The following is an 18,574-nucleotide window of genomic DNA, read 5'->3' as shown; positions in this document are numbered from 1 at the left end:
CCACAATGTCTTTACTAATATATACACCTATTCCAAAACCCGAGATATTGGAAGTAATATCCGCTGCCCTGTAAAACCGGGAAAAGATATGACCTTGTTGTTCCGGGGAAATGCCCATACCAAAATCCTCAACCTGCAAGACACAACAACCCTCCTGCTCCAGAACACTTACTTTTACGAGATTAGCTTCTGGCGAATATTTAATGGCATTATTGAGCAAATTAATCACGACCTGCTCTAACCTTTGCCTATCACCAAATATCCTATATGAAGGTTTTTCACTATGGAAAGTTATCAGGTGGGAACTAGCAGCATATTGAATCTGTTCGATGACTTCCTTAACCATTTCTACCACATCGAAAGATAAGCGGAAAAGTGGTAAATGGCCTGTTTCAATCCGGGCTACATCAAGCATGTCACTTACTAAGGAAGACAATCTATTCGTCTGTTGCAAGGCTTTATTGATGATAACTTTGTTGCTATCTCCTTCCACCATACGCATACTAATAAACTGCAGAAACCCCTTCAAACTAGTAATTGGGGTTTTTAATTCGTGACTTGCAAGCCCAATAAATTCGTCTTTTTTTGCGTTGAGGCTTCGAATCTCCTCGTAGAGTGTTGCGTTTTCTAACGCCGTATTCGCTAAAGTAGCAATACCGACGAGCAATTTTTCATGGTCTTCATTAAATCGGTTTTCATCCTCGTGTCCAAAAACAAGCTGCCCAACCACATCGCCTGATTTTGATATTACAGGTATAGAAAGAAAGCTCTCAATATTCGATCCTCCCTTAGCAAGATCCTTTATGTGACTTTCCATATCCAACGAATTAAATAAATCATCAACAACAGCTTTGCGGAAGCCCTTTTCAAAATTTCCCATTTGTCCAGCACAGGCAAACTGTACTTGCTGTTCTTGAGTTGAATCTCTGGGTTGATAGGAGAATATACCAAAACCAGCACCGATAATTTTAGCAGAGGCATCTATCACACGTTGAAGTATTTCATTGATCTCCAAGCTTTCTGAAACCAGTTTACTCATCGTGTTCAATGTCTCCACATGGGAGGTGTAACGTTGCAGTTTTTCTTCAAATTCCTTCTGCCGGGAAATATCCCGTGCGATTTTTGACGCTCCAATAATTTTTCCAGTTTCGTCTATAATTGGAGAAATTGATAAGGAGACGGAAATCTGTTTTCCATTTTTACATAATCGCATCGTCTCAAAATGCGCAATCCGTTCGCTATTTTTTATTTTATTGATAATCAATTCTTCCTCTTGAAGACGTTCTGGCGGGATAATAAATGAAATGTGCTTACCCAATGCTTCGGCTTCGGTATGACCAAACAGAACCCTAGCGGCATGATTCCAGCTCGTAATCACGCCCTGCAAATTTTTGCTCACTATCGCATCGTCTGATGTATTTACGATTGCAGCAAGCCTTGCCTGGCGCTCTTTGCTTTCTATCAATAATTTTTCAAACTTCAATTCCTGCTTTACAGATAAATTTTCACTTTTTTCCAGCGTAGCGATATTTTGGAAGAACAAATAAATTAAGCAGATTCCATTTACGTCTTCTATCCAATGGGAGAAAAATGCTACATGATATTCTTCTTTATCTACCTGAATATTGGCCACCGTGTTTGTTACAGGAATTCCTGTTAGCAATGTTCGGTAGAATAGTTCCCCTGAATGCGTTTTTTTAAAAAAAGGAAATAGATCTCTTTTGCCTAAATCGGTTTTTTCAATGCCCAGTAAACGAAGAGCTGAGCTGTTTCCATAGGTAATAAGACCGCTCGAATCGATTGACACGATCGGGATATTGTTTAAATCGTGAATATCTTGAATGTCCCGATGTGAAAATTTGTTCATAATAATTGATGAAGATAAATTCTTATCCTGTCTGCGCCGCCCCCCCGATAAGGCTTAAAAGCTGGCTCATGTCAAATGGTTTTGCAAGATAAACATCTGCCCCAGCATTTATGGCGATCTGTTCGCCCATTAGATTTGCCGACATGCAGATAATAAACATAGAACTGATGCTCATGTCATCCCTAATTTGTCTAATCAATTGATCGCCGGAAACAATAGGCATGGAAATGTCAACCAACAATATATCCGGATTTTCTATCGCTAAACGGGCGAATGCTTTTCGGCTATCTGTTTCCGAAAGGATAGTTGCTTCTGTAAACTCACCAAGCACCATCTCAAGCATTTCTACAATATTTTTGTCATCATCACAAATAAAAATCTTTCTTCTCATATCTATCTATATTTAGAAGGCAATGGATGATTTCGCCCTTATTAATTTTAATTCTATCCCCTAGGTAGTTTGTTAAATCTACAAAAAAATAATCAAATCGGATGCCATACTTACTTTCCTTCCACTCTGTTGTTTATCGCTGTGAGGCACTGAAAGTATCCTAGCGACTATAATTTTCCTTGCTTTGTTGCTTCAGGAGGTATAGCACTGTATATAATAGGTTTTCTCCAGCAATATTCCTTATCTACAATTTAAAAATTGAAGTAGTAATTCCAATAATTTACGTATAAACGCTTAATAGGATTTAGCACTCCTATTGTCTATCTCTCAAATCTGATATTTTTTTTGCCCTAGAATAAGATCTATCTGGTGTTGCTCCAACCCATGGATTCTCATGGTGACAGATAAAGATGCTATTGTTCTATGAACAATTCGAAGGAAATACTAAAATCACTTTTGTACCCGTCCCTTCCTTACTCTCGATGGCTACCCGCCCGCCGAGTCTTTCTACAATACGTTTTACCAATCCCAGTCCAATCCCAGTACCATCATGATTTGAGGCATTCGTTGCCCGGACAAAAATATCAAAAATACGTGGGAGCTGTTCATCCGGAATCCCTATTCCATTATCTTCAATATAGTATCGTAAACTCTCATGATCTTTTTCACTTGTAATGGCAATAATAGGGTTGGGAGCCGAGGCGGAATATTTGACAGCATTTCCAATCAAATTTAGAAAGACCTGATAAAGTACACCTTTTTCTCCACAGACAGGAAGCAGTTGACCAAAATGGAACTCACAATGCGGACAATTGTAAAGTAACTTTGCCTCACGACACAGGGCACGTATCATTGGAGCTACAATGATAGCTTCTTTTTCATACTGATAGCTATGGGCCTGGCTTAAATTTAAAGCGCAGTTAAGGAGATTTTCGATATCATCTACTCCTTTAAGCAAATTAAGACACCATTTTTTTCGTAGATCGTCGGCTAGGGCATCTACACTCTCCATATATTGCGCGCCCATTTTGATCAACGATAAAGGGTTTTTGAGATCATGGGAAAGCGTAAAATTGAGCATCTCCAGTTCGTTATTTACTGAAATAAGCTCATTCTGCATACGTTCCTTTTCCCGCGCACGGGAAATAACTATTTCGTTAACCAACTTGTGTAAACGCAAGGCATACCCGATATCATTAGCATCCCAGGGGACGGCACAATCACAAACCATTTTCTCCCATATATGATACGAATTAGGTGTTTCCGTATGTACTCCATGCTCCAGTTTCGAATCAAATTGAAGTTCTGATGTCAGGGATTCTTTGCGGAACCAAAGAATAAAATGATCGTCATCATCGTCGAGCTTGAGTATAAGAAGTCCAGCAAAAGGTAATATACCACTAACTTTTTCACCGTGTTTTTCCCTGAAATTACAGTCTTTCCATAATGGACGCTTAGCTTGTTCATTAAATAACGATACGATGTTTTCGATCTGGTTGTCGTTTATTTCAATTCCGTGCGAGAAGATATCTCCTTGAAGATAAAGGGCTGCACCATCGGCATGCAATACCTGGTTAAGTGCTAGGATATTCTGTATTAATCCCGAATGGATCGTTGTACTTTCTAAAAGGGTAGACTTTAACTCCTGTTCAACATCTTCAATTTTTGACTGATATTGAAGGAGTCTCTTTTTCCCCATACCTTCTTCTTTACTGGCAGCATTTTGAACAATAAAGCTACATAGCTTACGTTTTTGAAGGTCTACCATTTTTGGCATCCTGTTATGCGCCAGGACCAAGCCCCAGAATTGGCCATCTATAACAATCCGTAAAAACAATCCGGCAGCAACTCCCACGGTTGTCATATAATACCGATGTACATCGGGTAGTTTCCTGAAAAGGCAAGAGGCTAAGTCGACCTCTTCCATTGCAGTCAATATTTGATCTGGAAGATAAATATCAGGGTTGTACAAGTATGCACGTTCCGTATAATTATGCATTACTTCCGTAGGCATAAAATTTTCAGCAAAATGTTGACCTAATAGCGATGGTAAAATCGATGACCGCGATTCGGCAATGATGTGGCTTTTACCCGTGTCGAGAATCTGAAGAATCGCCACCCGGTCAAAATCAATCAGCTGGCGGATGGAGCGACAAAGGGGCTCCCAGGTATCAAGATAATTTTGCTCAAACAAAAATCCAATCTCGTTCATTTCCGATGCCTGAACAGCTTTATGGTACTGTCGTTCCCATTCCATGTATAAATGCCTTTCAAAAACATAGATACTGACATAATAGACCACACCATCGATCTCATGAAGAAGCAATCTGCGTGGCGAATGAAGACTGGCAATTTCATAAATAGCCTGTTGGATTTCTAAAGCGGAAGTATTAAAACAAGAGCTAACAAAATCTTTCAGACAACCGCCAAGTTTGTAGCAATGATCATCTCCAGTCAAATTACTGAGGTTGTTGCTGACTGCTACAATCTTGAGATCCAACGTGCTTACGACCAGATGGCCAAATGATTGCATATTAATTGATTGCAGTGGGATAATGCTCATCGCGGCCATATTACACATAATATTTATTTTTCTTTCGGATAAATTGCTTCGATCCACAAGAAATTCAAGTCGACAATTTTTGATAAGATACGATAAAAATAACAAATTAACTTGCCTAATGTTTAATGAGGTAAACCGTATATTTCCCAACTTTGTCTAGGCCACTGTATTCCTCCTTTTATTCACATTAAATTGAATAGCTTATGCGCGGACAAGAGTGGACGGAATATCCCCAGCCCATTTACCCCGTTTCCGATTAAACATTATGGGATTTCCTTGTCTAAGGGGTGCTTAAAAAGTTTGACGACTTGTGAAGTTTAATGAGCTGTTCACGGCACGACAGCAAGGGATTTCCAATCAACGAAAAAAGACGAACAAAACTAGCATTCGTCATTTTGGCTACAACCAAGCTCAATTTGGCAACAGATACCCTGAGCATTCTCCTGACTTTTGTATTATCGAATTAGACAACAACATGATGCAAAAGACAATTTTTATTACAGGAGCTTCTTCCGGTCTGGGAAAAGCAACTGCCAGACTATTTCAGCAAGAGGGCTGGAATGTGATCGCAACAATGCGCAATATCGCAAATGAGACAGAACTTACTGAACTCGAAAATGTTACCCTATTACAATTAGATGTAACTGATCTTAAACAGATTAAAGAAACCGTAGAGAAAGCTACTTCGCTAGCTAAAATTGATGTGGTTTTCAATAATGCCGGTTATGGATTAATGGGTGCATTTGAAAAGCTAAGTGACGAAAAAATACTTCGTCAGATCAATACCAATCTGCTGGGTGTACTGCGGGTTACACAAGCCTTTATTCCACATTTTAGAGCACAGAAAAGTGGTTTATTTATTTCAACCACATCCATTGGTGGATTTATGGGATTCCCACTGCACTCGCTTTATCATGCGACAAAATTCGCTTTGGAAGGGTGGAGCGAAAGCATGTCCTTTGAATTAAAAAAATTCGGGATATCGATCAAAACTGTAGCGCCAGGTGGAATTGCTACAGATTTTGCTGGCCGTTCCTTAGATATGAATCGAAATCCCGACTATGAAAATATCGAAAACAAGGTCCTGGAACAAATGGATCTGATGATGCAAAACGCTTCCACGGCAGAGCAGATTGCTCATGTTGTTTATGAAGCCGCAACGGACAATAAAGATCAAGTACGTTATCTCGCAGGCCAGGATGCAAATGCGTTATATGAACGACGTCTGACAGTCGGAAAAGAAGCTTTCAGACAAGAAATTGCAAAACAATTTGAGGCATAATTTTAAGATCGGCAACTGTCTGGAAAGACAGTTGCATTTTGTAAATTTGGAAAACAAAAAGAGGATGCATATTATCAATTCCATATCCGAATTTCATCGGCAATTGTCTTTGCCCGCCCCCTTACACCCGCTCGTCAGTGTTATTGATGTATCTGGAATAAAACCTGAAGAAAGCAAAATCTGGGAACAGTTCTGCGTCAACTTCTACAGTATTTCGCTCAAAAAAGACGTTACTGCAAAAGTAAAATACGGACAGCAATATTACGACTTCGACAAAGGTACAATGAATTTTATTGCACCCAAACAGATTCAGTCTTTAACGATTTCTGAGATCAGAAAAATGAATATAGAGTGCGGCAAAGGTTATATGCTGATGTTTCACCCGGATTTTTTGTATACCCATCCCCTTGCAGCCAAAATAAAAAATTATAACTTCTTTTCGTATGCCCTAAACGAGGCATTGCATCTCTCCGAACAGGAAGAAAAAGATATTGTAGAGATTTTTCTCAAAATAGAGAAAGAATACCAGCATATCGACAAGCACACACAAGATATTATTTTATCGCAGATTGATATGCTATTGCAGTACAGCAACCGTTTCTACGAACGTCAGTTTTTCACACGAAAAGCTGTTAACAATGAATTGCTGACACAAATGGAACATCTGCTGGAAGCGTATTTCGATCAAGAAGAAACATTAAACAAAGGACTTCCAACGGTAGAGCATTTGGCAGAAAGCCTGAACCTCTCACCACGATATCTAAGCGATTTGCTGCGGTCAATTACAGGTAAAAACACGCAACAGCATATTCACGATAAGTTAATTGAAAAGGCTAAAGAGAAACTCGCTGCCACCACACTATCGGTGTCAGAAATTGCCTACCAACTCGGTTTCGAACATCCACAATCATTTAACAAGTTATTTAAGAAAAAAACAGACGTTTCACCTTTAGCGTTTAGGCAATCATTTAACTGACAAAAACATTCACCATATTTATACCTACCGTTAAATATTTTTGATATCTTGCTCTAGGAAACTTGTAAATTAATCTTTAATTTACAAGACAGTATCACAAATGATATATTCTACATAAAATATAATCAATATGAACAAATTATTACTACTCCTAGCAACGTTGCTTTCTTTTCTTGCCTGTAAGAAAAACGAGCCTCTCGATACAAACTTATATAGTGAAGTACAGTTAGATTTAGTAGGTGAGAATCATGAAAATGTCCTAAATTCTAAACTGACCATAGCCGATCTGGAGCTCTATTACGTCACAAGTTCAGGTGATAAAGTACTCCAAAACCACGGAAACCTAGATTTACCGAAGAATATGGAAATTGTAGATAATCAACAGCATAAGGTACTGCGTTTGTTTGCAAACCTGGACGCTAAGCATGATAACTATGCGGAAACCCTACTAAAAGTAAAAGGCTATGAAGAAGTTTCCATAAAAATTAAGGTACGAAGACAAAAGGGAAGCCTTGGATACTCCGAATTATTTTTAAACGGGGCAAAAATTTCGACAGACCTGCTCGCTAAACCAGTGACGGTACAACTGAAAAAATAATCCTCCTGCCCTCTTCAAAATTCAGGCAAGGAGGATTGACAAATTTCATTGCACACGATTCCTTTAGCAAATTTTTGTTTTCATTATCTCTTCCCCATTGCTTTCATGGCCATGCCTGCGGCCAATCCCCCGATTACATACCAGGCCACGGTCATTAACTTGGTACGGTTGGTCTTTTTAATCGGCTTAGCGTCCAGACCGGCCTGTTCCGGAATGGTCAATGTCGCCAGTCCTACCACTGTTCCGAGCAGCGCTCCTTTAAGCAGCATATTTTTCTGGCCTCCATAGCCGATGAGCGTATACAACATGGCGTTGGAAGCTACGTCTGCACCAAAAGTTGCCGCGACTAGCGCGTTGCCTTTTGGCGGTTTAAATCCGGCAAAACGCACTGTTTTTTTCATGGCCTCCTCGCCTACTTTATCGACTTCAGGCGCTTCAGTGTCAAATCTTTTAGCCGCGCTATGGACAACGTTGAGTACAAGTGCTCCGATCAGTCCGCCCAGCATATTTTTATTGAATCCGTTCATATGTTGTTCTTTTTGTTTTCAATCTTACCTGTCCCCTATATGTACAGTTGTTTTGAGAACAACGGACAGCCAAAAATAGTTCAATCAAATCCAGCGGCTGATTCCTTTCTTCAGCTAGCACGCAAAATACTTTTTGCCTCCCAGAAGAACAGGTATAGGTAATTTCTTATATTTGGATTATTATTTTATAATCTCCTCATAACCATATGATCAAATATTTTCTTTTCGCTGTTTTTTTGTTCTTCTATACTTCTTCATTCTCCCAGACCTTTAAAAATGACAGCATCAGATCATTTGTGGATACCTCCATTGACCTGATCAGATCAAATGCCGTCGATACGTCCAACATCAAATTGATTGAAAACACATTATATAGTAAAGCGAAAGACCTCCATGCTGTTTCCGAAATCGCTCCTTTATACACTGAGGTCTTTGAATTGCTCAAGGACCATCATGGCGGCCTTAAATATAAGGACATGACTTATGGATGGAACAGGCCCGTGCATTCTGACAATGCCTATCTGAAAGATAAGTTAAAAACAGAAAAAGCAGTGGTCAGCCGGGTAATCGACAAAACAATTGCCTACCTTAGAATTCCGGGAAATAATGACTTTACATTTAAGAAGGTTGACAGCATTGCCAATGATCTTACAGCCCATATCAACAAAGTCTCCTCTGCCAAAATAAAAGCCTGGATCATCGACCTCCGAATAAATACCGGAGGCAATATGTATCCTATTTTATTGGGTCTGAAGGAATTTATCGGAAGTCATAATATTGTTTTCGGAGGTTTCAGAAATTCAAAAGGTGTATCCACTGGGCAATGGGAAATCAAGAATGGCAAAATGCTAATTGATGGTATTGAACTGCTTAGGCCGGCAAAGCTGAAAAGTCCGATAAAAGAAGATATTCCAATCGTTATCCTGACGAGCTGCTACACCGCCAGCGCCGGTGAAATGACCGCTATATCGCTGATCGGAAGAAAGAATACGCATATTGTAGGTGAACCGACTGCTGATTATACGACTGCTGTCCAGGGTTTCGCCATCAACAAGGATGCAGGACTTAATCTATCAACCGACCTTGTGATTGACAGAAATTTAAAGATTTATACCAGCCATATTCTGCCTGATGTGGAGGTTATGCAAGGCGACAACCTCGAAAATCTTAAGAAAGACAAGAAAATCATAAAAGCACTGGAACTGTTAAAAAAATAATCAACCCATTTCCCGAAAGCGGACCGGTGTTAGCTGCATCATTTTTTTGAAGAAATTATTAAAATGGGTAGCCTCTTTAAAACCTAAAGCGTAAGCGATTTCCGAGACATTCCATTCGGTATGCCTCAGCAGTATTTTCGCCTCCTGCAACAGCCGCTCTGCGATAATCATGGAGGTTGTTTTTTCCGTAACCTCCCTGACGGCCCGGTTAAGGTGATTGACATGGACGGCGAGCTGGCCCGCAAATTCGGAGGGCGAACGAAAGCCTATCCGCTGCCCCACATCCTCAATCGGAAATTGACGCTCCAAAAGCTCCAGAAACATATGGGTAATCCGTTGCGCAGCATTTGCCTGCTGCTTTTTAGCTTTTGAAGCCGTTTCCATCCGGAGCGTATAGTGAAGCAGATCGAATACAAGATTTCGCAGCAGATCATATTTATGCACATAATCCGAATCTAGGCCATCCTGCATCTTCAGGAATACCTGTTCTATATCTTCCAACTGCTCATCCGTAAGCTCAAAAACAGGTATAGCATGGGGTTTAAAAACTTCGTAGTCATTGATGTTGCCGAAATGATGAAAAAATGATGCCGTAAATACGCAGAAAAATCCGGATTTATAATCGTCGATCCATTCAAATTTGTACGGGATCTGCGGATTTGTAAAAAATAGGGCCTGCTTTTTAATTTCAATGACCTTATCTGCATAATGTATCCTGTTTCTACCGATAATCAGCGTAATCTTAAAATAATCTTTCCTGCTGTAGACCACTGGCTTGGTATGCTTACCTATATATTCGTCTATTTTAAAGACATTGAAATGCCCTACTCCATTTCGGATATTTTCGGGGACCCGGTCAAATTTAGACTGGTAAAATCCCTCCAGTGACTGCATTTTCTCCATCGTATAAATGTACGAAAATCAACTAAAAAGCGCTGCCGTCCAGTCGTGACAGCGCCTTTTATTTTTTGCGTACGATATTTAGTTGAAATCTGTTGAATAAGAAATCTGCTTGTTGTTTTCCAGTTCTTCTGCGAGCAGATTAACTTTTTCCGTTGCCCTGCTGTACGCATCGCTTCCGAGATATAGACGTATAGGCGGATTGGGATTGCCGACCAGATCGATTAGAACCTGCGCCAGCATTTCGGGATTACCGATCTGTGTTCCGTTCATGGCCGCATATTTTTCGTGCGAGGCCCGGATCGCACTGTAGCCCTCAATTTTCTTTTTGGCAAAAACAAGCGAGCTGTCTTCCAGAAACTCTGTCCGGAAAGCCCCCGGTGCCACCACCGTCACCTTCACACCGAACTCCTTCACATCTTCTGCCATCACCTCTGAAAGTCCCGTCACTGCATATTTTGTCGCCGCATACATCGCCCAGCCTATTCCCGGAGCAAATCCTGCAATCGAAGAAATGTTGATGATATTGCCGGATTGCTGTTGCCTGAAATAAGGCATCGCGGACTGCATGGTTTTGATCACGGCCATGACGTTGATGTCAAAACTATCCTTGATTTCTTCCTGATTTATTTCTTCAACAGCGCCACCGATCCCGTAGCCCGCATTATTGACCAGAACATCGACTTTTCCAAAATGTGCAACCGTACGTTCAAAAGCTTGATGGATGGATTCCGCACTTGTCAAATCCACCTCCAAGGGCAGGAACTGCGTCCCTTCAGCATGACCGACGGCGTCTACTAAACGCTGCGATTCACGGCTTGTTGCAGCTAAGCGATAGCCTTCTCCGATGAGTTTTTTGACCAGCGACAGCCCCATTCCCTTGGACGCCCCCGTTACAAACCATACTTTATCTGTCTTCATATTTCCTTGATATTTAAGACAAAATTAGAACTTACGGCCGCCACAGTAATAACGAAATGGAAACAATAGATTACAAAAATCAAACAATCGGCTGCCACAGCACCCCAGATCTTAGGTGTAGCACACCGGGAAGAACCATTGAAGTCGTCCCGGTTAAGGTACATACCTGAATAACCGTTAGTTCACCTGCAAGATCGAACGCCGGTGACTAAAATTCTCCAGACTAAATTTACCGTGATATTTTCCCATCCCTGAAGTTCCCACCCCACCAAACGGAAGATAATGCGATCCTACATGGATCAATGTACTGTTAATCTCGGCATCGCCACTGGTTGTCCGTGCGATCACGTCGTCGGCAAACTGCTGATTTTCAGAAAACACATACAGAGCCAATGGTTTGGGTCTGCTATTGATCGCTTGCAGTACCGCATCAATCGAGCTATAGGTTAAAATAGGCAGGATCGGACCAAAAATTTCCTGCTGCATTACCGCATCATCCCAGTTGACATCATCCATCAGCGTTGCTTCAAACTGGCGCGTTTCCAGATCATATTTCCCCCCGTAGATCACTTTTTCGCGGGCTGCATCGAGGTATCCCGTCAGATTCTTGATTTGATGCTGGCTTACGACCTTGCCGATCTTCCCCAAGGTTTCGTCGTTGTACGTTGCTTTAAGATAAAATTTAAGCTGATCGATAAAAGCTTCTTTTACCGATTCATGTACGTAGACATAATCTGGAGCTACACAGGTTTGACCGCAATTGATCCATTTACCGGCAGAAATGCGCTGAGCGGCTTTTTCCAGGTCCGCATCATGGTGCACAATCGTTGGGGATTTCCCCCCCAGTTCCAAGGTCAGTGGAATCAGCTGTTCGGCAGCGGCCTTCATGACAATTTTCCCCACATTCGGGCTTCCCGTAAAAAAGATATAATCGAAAGGCAGGCTCAATAGGTAGGTATTTTCTTCAATAGCGCCTTGAAAAACGGCGACATATTTTTCATCAAAAGCTTCGGTGATAATATCTTCAATTACCTGGGCAACATGAGGTGTATTTTCAGAAGGTTTAATGATAGCCGTATTTCCGGCCATCAGCGCACCGATCAGCGGACTGAAAGTCAGCTGGACCGGATAATTGAAAGGACCGATGATGTAATTTACTCCATACGGCTCATAAATGTACTTGCTGATGACTTCGGCGCCGGAAGGATGCGGTTTTGATTCGACGAACGTCGGCTTCACCCACTCTTCCATATGTTCGATCATGTCATCCAGTTCACTGAGCACAATCTGAACCTCTACGTATTCCGCTTCTGCCCTGCTTTTTCCAAGATCGATATCTACAGCCTCACAGATCGCATCGGTGTAACTTGCATATACCCTGCGGAAATTTTGCAGCTGTTCTTTACGGAATGCAATGTCCTTAGTTGTTTGTGTAGCGAAAAAATCCTTTTGCTTTTCGAATACCTCTTTTATTTTGTTTTGAATTTCTGTTGTCATTATCGGTGATTTTATGCACTCTAAAACACTCTACTCCATAAAAAGTTTCGTGTGTCGATATCCCGACCTTCTAGATCAAGGAGCTTTAACAGAATCAAAGGTAGGGTTCTACACTCATCTATCTCACCACTTGAATTTAGAAGAAGCATGACCTTTAACAATCTTTAACTTTACTACCGCGATCTTTCAAATTTTATAACGTACATTTACATTGTTCTATCGCTCAAGATCGAACGTTTATAAAAATTAAGAATATTTCCCGAGTAAAAATCCAAATGTCCCAGTCAGTAAAATTTAGCAATGTAAATACATTGTTCTCTAAAACGTTAAAACAAAAAATCAATAACTATTTTCAAAATTCGCTTCAGCCAAAAACCGGGAATCGTAAGATCTATCTCAAAGCCTCTATCCTCCTGATCAGCTTTGCAGTATTGTATTTCCTGCTTGTATTTGCACCTTTGCATTGGAGTATTGCAATAGCATTATGCATCATTTTCGGAGCCAATCTCGCTGCAATTGGTTTTAACATTATGCACGATGCTGGGCACAATTCTTTTTCAGACAATAAAAACCTGAACACTGTGCTCTCCTACTCGCTTAATCTACTGGGCGGCAATATCTACTTTTGGAAGCTCAAACATAATATCGCACACCATACCTATACGAATATCGATGGTGAAGATCACGATATTGAAGTAAAGTTTATGCGTATTCACCACGACCAGAAGCTTCAGAAACACCATCGTTATCAGCGTTTTTATTTTCCGCTGCTTTATGGTATCTCCTATTTAGCGTGGATCTTTTATCAGGATTATGAGAAATATTTCCGTGGCCGTATGGGGCATAAAACTGAGCAATTTCATTTTCCTGTCAAAGAGCGTATTATTTTTTGGGTCAGTAAGCTAATTCACTTCAGCTTATTTGTCACTATCCCGATCATCTTCGTCGGGTGGCTACCCACGCTTATCGGGTTGCTGATCTCAGGTACTGTCTGTGGTATGAGCCTAGCCACCGTATTCCAGCTGGCCCATGTGGTGGAAGAAACCGAATTCAAAACCATTGACCAGTCAAAGGTCGAAGAAGAATGGATGATTCATCAGATTCAGTCCACCGCAAATTTTGCTACAGGCAGCAAGGTCCTTACCTGGTTGCTTGGCGGTCTCAATTTTCAGGTTGAGCATCACCTTTTTCCAAAGATCAGCCATGTTCACTATCCTGCACTCAATAGGATTGTGAAGCAGACCTGCAAGGAATATAAAATACAATATAACGAGTTTCGGAGCTTCTGGACTGCATTTAGGTCGCATTTAAAAGTGCTTGAGGCCATGTCCAAATAATCTCTCTAGTGGAGAACCGCTTCATTGCCCTGCCCCTTCCCGATGATCTTTATGGGCCATCTATGGGCCATCGAAGTCAGTAGCTTTCAGCAAAAAAGAAAAGACCAGAAACCTCCAAGAAGCTCTGGTCTTAACTAACTAAGTTATCCATCAAATGGATTATAATAAGGACAAGATTGCGCTGAACATCGTTTGAAAAAAATTCAATTAGCGGTTTGTCGATACAGCCCAAACTTTTGGGATCAAGACCCAGACAAAAAGTGATAATGACATTTCTGTCAATTTATCAGGTAAAATTTGACAGTTTTGCTGCAAAAATTTCAGTTTTTTAAGCCCGGTATTTATTTTGATAGATTGTTAATACAGTCGGCCGACTGACAATTATAATTTATTTGTTATACTTTCATTAAAAGGAGGTTACTATGAAACTTGCAAAAAGAAATTGGAACAATTTTTCACTTTTTTCGCCCATGTTTGATAATTTTAACCGTGAGCTTTTAAACTGGGACAACAAAAATTACTCATCAACAAGTACCACCGTTCCTGCGGTCAACATCAAGGAAAACGCAGACAACTTCGAAGTGGAGGTCGCTGCACCTGGTATGGCCAAAGACGATTTTAAGGTGACACTCGACGGCAATCTATTGACCATATCTTCGGCTAAGCAAGAAGAAAACGAGGAACATCAAGACAACTATACACGCCGGGAGTTCAGCTACCAATCTTTTCAACGCAGCTTCGAACTTCAAAAGGAGGTCGTCGATCAGGACAATATCCAGGCACGCTATGAAAATGGTATGCTCCGATTGACCATACCAAAGAAAGAAGAAGCCAAACAGAAAGAACCGCGGATGATCGAAATATCCTAAAATCCAGATAGCAACATTAACTTGGTTAGCCTCCCCTGGAGGCTAACCTATTTTTCAATCTTTAGTACTCGGATTATGAAAACATCCAATTATTATATTGAATTACAGATGTACTGCCACGGACGTTACATCACCATTGCCAATTTTGACAAGAACAGCTGTGAAAAGATTATTCATGAACTATTTGATGAACTACGCGGTGAGCCCGTGGCCTCCGACATCAGACGATTGCGTATCAATCTTCTCCTGAACGACACAGCGACTTCGAGGACACAATTACGGTCCATCCACTGTACACTGGATGAATTGGCCGAGAATACCAAGATTATCATTAAAAAGACCTTCCGGTCAGTAAATTTCGACTGACGGAAGTGCACGCCAGCATACACCATTAGCTATCAGCCTATAGACCATTTAAACACATTTTTTTTACAATCATTTTTCTTTAAGCCTTGATTTTTATCAAATTGATTTTTAATTTGGGTGCGGTTTTTCAAACAGGTACCTGATACCCAAACCGACATTTTTTAAAAGCTAATATTCTATTTAAATATAAATTTTAGTTATTGGATCATGTTAACAGAATTACTAATTACAAACACAGACCAACGTTTTTCTTTCAGGCCTTTTTTTATCGCACTTCTTGTGCTGGCCAACAGTTTCAATCTAGTGGGGCAAACCACAAAACCCCTTAAATCCAGCTTCGAAGCGAGGCTCATCAATATTGAGGCCCCCAGCAACGAACCTTTTCGTTATACGACGACCTTGACCAATGGATCGGCCCAATTGGTCAATTACAACTTTAATGCCCAGCTGCCCGATGGATGGCAGATCAGCTACCGCGTAGATGGGTCACTCGTGACCTCCCTGCAGATGCAGCCCAACAAGGCACAGGAAATTGGCATTGAAATCAGTTGTCCGATCACGGCCAAGCCAGATAAATATAAGATCCCCGTGCGGGCGATATCGCCGACAGATACCTTACAGCTTGCGTTAGAAGCGGTCGTTAAGGGCTCCTATGCACTTGAGCTGACCACAGCCAGCGGCAGACTAAGCGACGAAGTTGTATCCGGTAGCAGCAAAGAAATTCTACTTAAAGTCAAAAATACAGGTACCCTTCCGCTGAATACATTGGAGCTGACTTCCCAATTACCAGGCAGATGGGAGGCAAGTTTCGATCCATCCACTATCAAACAGCTCGAAGCTGGTAAATCTATCGACGTCAAAGTCAACCTAAAAGTTCCCGACAAAACCATTGCCGGTGACTATGCCGCCAAATTTGAGATCAAATCGGCCCAGAGCAACGCAGACATTTCATTCCGTCTGATCGTCAAGACTTCTTTGCTTTCGGGTTGGATAGGCATGCTGGTCATCGTATTGGCCATAGGTTTGGTGTATTTTCTCATCCGCAAATACGGCCGTAGATAAGGGCTTTACAAAAAGATGATCATCATGAAGGACCCTATCATTCAATTGACAGGCCTGACAAAAAGCTACGGTAAAGTAACCGCCGTAGACCAGTTGGACCTACATATTTATCCCGGAGAGATCTTTGGCCTGCTCGGCCCCAATGGAGCCGGAAAGACAACCAGCATCCTGATGATGCTGGGCTTGACCGAACCCACGGCCGGCACTGCCTATGTCTGCGGCTATAATGCCACCCGCAATCCGATCGCGGTGAAACGCAAGGTTGGCTACCTACCCGACAATGTAGGTTTCTATCCGGACATGACCGCGCTGGAAAACCTATGTTTCATTGCCCGATTAAATGGCCTTTCGGAATCCGATGCGCAAGCATCTGCGAAAGATATGTTGCATGTCGTCGGACTCGAAAAGGAAATGCATAAAAAAACGGGCGCATTTTCCCGTGGGATGAAACAACGTTTAGGCTTGGCCGAAGTGCTCATCAAGGCTCCCGAGGTTGCTATCCTCGACGAGCCAACGCTGGGCATCGATCCCAAGGGTGTGGACGACTTCCTCGAGCTCATCAAGCAGCTCAGCAGGGAGCATAACCTCACTGTACTGCTTTCTTCACATCACCTCCACCAGGTGCAGCGTGTCTGCGATCGGGTGGGTATTTTTGTTGGCGGAAAATTACTGGTCGAAGGATCGCTCGAAAGCCTTGCCCAGAATCTGCAGCAGCAAAAAGGCATCAGTACAGTCATTACCCTTGACCATGCCCAAGGCGATACCAAACGGTTTGAAGAAGCATTAAAGGCACTGCCCGGACTCCGTGATCTTACAGTGAACGGACTTTCGATCGAATTAAAGACAGACAGCGACCGGACAGCAATGGCGGTACGCACGCTGGTAAACAATGGCGCTGAAATTGTTTCCGTGAGCCGCAATGACTACCAGCTCGACGATATTTATAATACCTATTTTGAAAACAGCATAACTACAGATAATGCCTATGAAAAATCCAACGGTTTCTTCAAACGATATCAATAAGCGGCCATCCTTTCCGATGCAGGTGCTGGTCCGCAAAGAAATTGCGGCACATATCCGCAGCTGGCGTTTTATTATATTGATCCTGCTTATTGTACTGACTTTCGGCGCATCCCTCTACGTTTCATCCATGGGGCTCAAAGACGCTGTCAGCAATATGCGCGATCCCGATCAGTCATTTCTCTATCTCAAGCTACTGACCACAACGGATAATTCCATTCCGCCATTTCATGTTTTTTTAAACTTTCTAGCGCCGCTATTGGGCATAGCCCTGGGTTTTGACGCTGTCAATGCAGAATACAACAACGGAACACTCACCCGTTTACTGGCGCAGCCAATTTACCGGGACAATCTGCTTTTCGCCAAATTTCTGGCGCCGCTGGCCGTGGTGGGTACATTATTTGTTGCGCTGGTCATGCTGATGATAGGCGGCGGCCTCCTGGGTACCGGTGTCCGGATAGAACCCCAGGAACTGCTACGTATTTTGGGTTTTACCTTGATCAGTGTGCTCTATGTTGCCTTCTGGCTGAGCCTTTCGATCCTGTTGTCGATCCGCTTTCGCCAGCCGGCCACCTCAGCGCTTACCGCCATCGGCATCTGGTTGTTTTTTACTGTATTTTTTCCGATCCTGGTCAATCTAGCGATACGCCCCTTTCTGCCCAACCCCAATTATATTTCGGAGCAGGAGTACATCGGCTATAATGAGCTCATCTTAAACCTGCTTCGCTTATCACCGAGCCAGCTGTATAGCGATGCCACCACTACCCTATTGATGCCCTCGGTACGCAGCCTCGGTCCTATTTCCATGGAGCAGATGGTCGGTGCCATCCCTTCACCACTCTCCTTTCGGGAAAGTTTTCTGATGGTCTGGCCCCAGGTCAGCGGGCTCAGCGCAGCCATGATGATCTGTTTTGCGTGGTCTTACTACATTTTTATGCGGCGGGAAATCAGAAGTTAAGTGCTATCACCAAAGCAGTTAGTCAAAACTGCATTCATAAACTGTAAGGCGCACGATCTCGTGCGCCTTTTTTAGTTCCCTTGCAGCGCTAGATCGACAACGCTACAATAGAATAAAAATACACCAAACAAAAACAATTTAGGCTGCACTTTGGTATATTTGTATATAACAAAATAAACAACTGCAACAAACAATCCAGGCTATGAAAATTCTCTTGACCGGT

At 42.0% G+C, this 18,574-nt stretch carries 17 protein-coding genes; 10 read left to right on the top strand and 7 right to left on the bottom strand.

Translation table 11 applies throughout. The features are described 5' to 3' along the window. The 3 genes from B3C94_RS22145 to B3C94_RS22135 all read right to left on the bottom strand — a co-directional run. On the bottom strand, window positions 1–1,867 hold a 1,867-nt coding region (locus B3C94_RS22145; RefSeq protein ID WP_293907879.1), incomplete at its 3' end, for a PAS domain S-box protein. A gap of 22 nt (window positions 1,868–1,889) precedes the next feature. Continuing rightward, window positions 1,890–2,258: a response regulator gene (locus B3C94_RS22140; RefSeq protein ID WP_293907877.1), complete on the bottom strand. Its 369-nt coding sequence runs from the start codon at window positions 2,256–2,258 to the stop codon at window positions 1,890–1,892. Between the two features lie 421 nt (window positions 2,259–2,679). Continuing rightward, window positions 2,680–4,839, bottom strand: a complete 2,160-nt coding sequence (locus B3C94_RS22135; RefSeq protein WP_293907875.1) for an ATP-binding protein — start codon at window positions 4,837–4,839, stop codon at window positions 2,680–2,682. 292 nt (window positions 4,840–5,131) lie between these two features. Between B3C94_RS22135 and B3C94_RS22130 the strand changes: the two genes are divergently transcribed. The 3 genes from B3C94_RS22130 (at window position 5,132) to B3C94_RS22120 (ending at window position 7,677) form a co-directional block, all read left to right on the top strand. After that, complete coding sequence (locus B3C94_RS22130) at window positions 5,132–6,103, top strand: SDR family oxidoreductase (protein WP_349679151.1); 972 nt, start codon at window positions 5,132–5,134, stop codon at window positions 6,101–6,103. A 64-nt stretch (window positions 6,104–6,167) separates the two neighbouring features. After that, on the top strand, window positions 6,168–7,079 hold the full coding sequence (locus B3C94_RS22125) for a helix-turn-helix domain-containing protein (protein WP_293907873.1): 912 nt from the start codon (window positions 6,168–6,170) through the stop codon (window positions 7,077–7,079). 130 nt (window positions 7,080–7,209) lie between these two features. Then, window positions 7,210–7,677: a hypothetical protein gene (locus B3C94_RS22120; RefSeq protein ID WP_293907870.1), complete on the top strand. Its 468-nt coding sequence runs from the start codon at window positions 7,210–7,212 to the stop codon at window positions 7,675–7,677. A gap of 83 nt (window positions 7,678–7,760) precedes the next feature. Here B3C94_RS22120 and B3C94_RS22115 read toward each other — a convergent pair whose 3' ends face one another. Continuing rightward, window positions 7,761–8,204 (bottom strand): hypothetical protein, encoded by a 444-nt coding sequence (locus B3C94_RS22115; protein ID WP_293907868.1) that lies wholly within the window; start codon window positions 8,202–8,204, stop codon window positions 7,761–7,763. A gap of 206 nt (window positions 8,205–8,410) precedes the next feature. Here B3C94_RS22115 and B3C94_RS22110 point away from each other — a divergent pair, with 206 nt between their 5' ends. Then, a complete protein-coding gene (locus tag B3C94_RS22110) occupies window positions 8,411–9,421 on the top strand; it encodes a S41 family peptidase (RefSeq protein ID WP_293907866.1) in 1,011 nt (336 codons plus the stop codon). Here the strand turns inward: B3C94_RS22110 and B3C94_RS22105 are convergent, their stop codons facing one another. The 3 genes from B3C94_RS22105 to mdlD all read right to left on the bottom strand — a co-directional run bounded on the left by B3C94_RS22105 (window position 9,422) and on the right by mdlD (window position 12,739). Next, complete coding sequence (locus B3C94_RS22105) at window positions 9,422–10,324, bottom strand: helix-turn-helix domain-containing protein (RefSeq protein WP_293907864.1); 903 nt, start codon at window positions 10,322–10,324, stop codon at window positions 9,422–9,424. It lies immediately after the preceding gene. A 78-nt stretch (window positions 10,325–10,402) separates the two neighbouring features. Next, a complete protein-coding gene (locus B3C94_RS22100) occupies window positions 10,403–11,242 on the bottom strand; it encodes an SDR family oxidoreductase (protein ID WP_293907863.1) in 840 nt (279 codons plus the stop codon). Window positions 11,243–11,419: 177 nt separating this feature from the next. Continuing rightward, entirely contained in the window at window positions 11,420–12,739 is a 1,320-nt protein-coding gene (mdlD, locus tag B3C94_RS22095) for an NAD(P)-dependent benzaldehyde dehydrogenase MdlD (protein ID WP_293907861.1), read from the bottom strand. Between the two features lie 275 nt (window positions 12,740–13,014). Between mdlD and B3C94_RS22090 the strand changes: the two genes are divergently transcribed. The 6 genes from B3C94_RS22090 (at window position 13,015) to B3C94_RS22065 (ending at window position 18,351) form a co-directional block, all read left to right on the top strand. Beyond that, window positions 13,015–14,076, top strand: a complete 1,062-nt coding sequence (locus B3C94_RS22090) for a fatty acid desaturase family protein (RefSeq protein ID WP_293907858.1) — start codon at window positions 13,015–13,017, stop codon at window positions 14,074–14,076. 422 nt (window positions 14,077–14,498) lie between these two features. After that, on the top strand, window positions 14,499–14,945 hold the full coding sequence (locus B3C94_RS22085) for an Hsp20/alpha crystallin family protein (protein ID WP_293907855.1): 447 nt from the start codon (window positions 14,499–14,501) through the stop codon (window positions 14,943–14,945). 75 nt (window positions 14,946–15,020) lie between these two features. Further along, entirely contained in the window at window positions 15,021–15,311 is a 291-nt protein-coding gene (locus tag B3C94_RS22080) for a hypothetical protein (RefSeq protein ID WP_293907852.1), read from the top strand. Window positions 15,312–15,518: 207 nt separating this feature from the next. Then, entirely contained in the window at window positions 15,519–16,373 is an 855-nt protein-coding gene (locus tag B3C94_RS22075) for an NEW3 domain-containing protein (protein WP_293907849.1), read from the top strand. 24 nt (window positions 16,374–16,397) lie between these two features. Next, a complete protein-coding gene (locus B3C94_RS22070) occupies window positions 16,398–17,396 on the top strand; it encodes an ABC transporter ATP-binding protein (protein ID WP_293907847.1) in 999 nt (332 codons plus the stop codon). After that, on the top strand, window positions 17,359–18,351 hold the full coding sequence (locus tag B3C94_RS22065) for an ABC transporter permease (protein ID WP_293907845.1): 993 nt from the start codon (window positions 17,359–17,361) through the stop codon (window positions 18,349–18,351). Before B3C94_RS22070 ends, B3C94_RS22065 begins: the two co-directional genes overlap by 38 nt. Window positions 18,352–18,574 lie beyond the last annotated feature (223 nt).

The sequence above is a fragment of the Sphingobacterium sp. UBA5670 genome (assembly GCF_002420705.1).
GTDB lineage: Bacteria > Bacteroidota > Bacteroidia > Sphingobacteriales > Sphingobacteriaceae > Sphingobacterium.
The sequence above is the reverse complement of the archived record's forward strand: the minus strand, read 5'-3'. Positions and strand labels throughout refer to the sequence as shown.

Bases quoted from the DNA above. Each gene is read 5' to 3' on its own strand.
- B3C94_RS22140 (WP_293907877.1), bottom strand. From the start codon at position 2,258: ATGAGAAGAAAGATTTTTATTTGTGATGATGACAAAAATATTGTAGAA.
- B3C94_RS22135 (WP_293907875.1), bottom strand. From the start codon at position 4,839: ATGTGTAATATGGCCGCGATGAGCATTATCCCACTGCAATCAATTAAT.
- B3C94_RS22125 (WP_293907873.1), top strand. From the start codon at position 6,168: ATGCATATTATCAATTCCATATCCGAATTTCATCGGCAATTGTCTTTG.
- B3C94_RS22120 (WP_293907870.1), top strand. From the start codon at position 7,210: ATGAACAAATTATTACTACTCCTAGCAACGTTGCTTTCTTTTCTTGCC.
- B3C94_RS22115 (WP_293907868.1), bottom strand. From the start codon at position 8,204: ATGAACGGATTCAATAAAAATATGCTGGGCGGACTGATCGGAGCACTT.
- B3C94_RS22110 (WP_293907866.1), top strand. From the start codon at position 8,411: ATGATCAAATATTTTCTTTTCGCTGTTTTTTTGTTCTTCTATACTTCT.
- B3C94_RS22105 (WP_293907864.1), bottom strand. From the start codon at position 10,324: ATGGAGAAAATGCAGTCACTGGAGGGATTTTACCAGTCTAAATTTGAC.
- B3C94_RS22100 (WP_293907863.1), bottom strand. From the start codon at position 11,242: ATGAAGACAGATAAAGTATGGTTTGTAACGGGGGCGTCCAAGGGAATG.
- mdlD (WP_293907861.1), bottom strand. From the start codon at position 12,739: ATGACAACAGAAATTCAAAACAAAATAAAAGAGGTATTCGAAAAGCAA.
- B3C94_RS22090 (WP_293907858.1), top strand. From the start codon at position 13,015: ATGTCCCAGTCAGTAAAATTTAGCAATGTAAATACATTGTTCTCTAAA.
- B3C94_RS22085 (WP_293907855.1), top strand. From the start codon at position 14,499: ATGAAACTTGCAAAAAGAAATTGGAACAATTTTTCACTTTTTTCGCCC.
- B3C94_RS22080 (WP_293907852.1), top strand. From the start codon at position 15,021: ATGAAAACATCCAATTATTATATTGAATTACAGATGTACTGCCACGGA.
- B3C94_RS22075 (WP_293907849.1), top strand. From the start codon at position 15,519: ATGTTAACAGAATTACTAATTACAAACACAGACCAACGTTTTTCTTTC.
- B3C94_RS22070 (WP_293907847.1), top strand. From the start codon at position 16,398: ATGAAGGACCCTATCATTCAATTGACAGGCCTGACAAAAAGCTACGGT.
- B3C94_RS22065 (WP_293907845.1), top strand. From the start codon at position 17,359: ATGAAAAATCCAACGGTTTCTTCAAACGATATCAATAAGCGGCCATCC.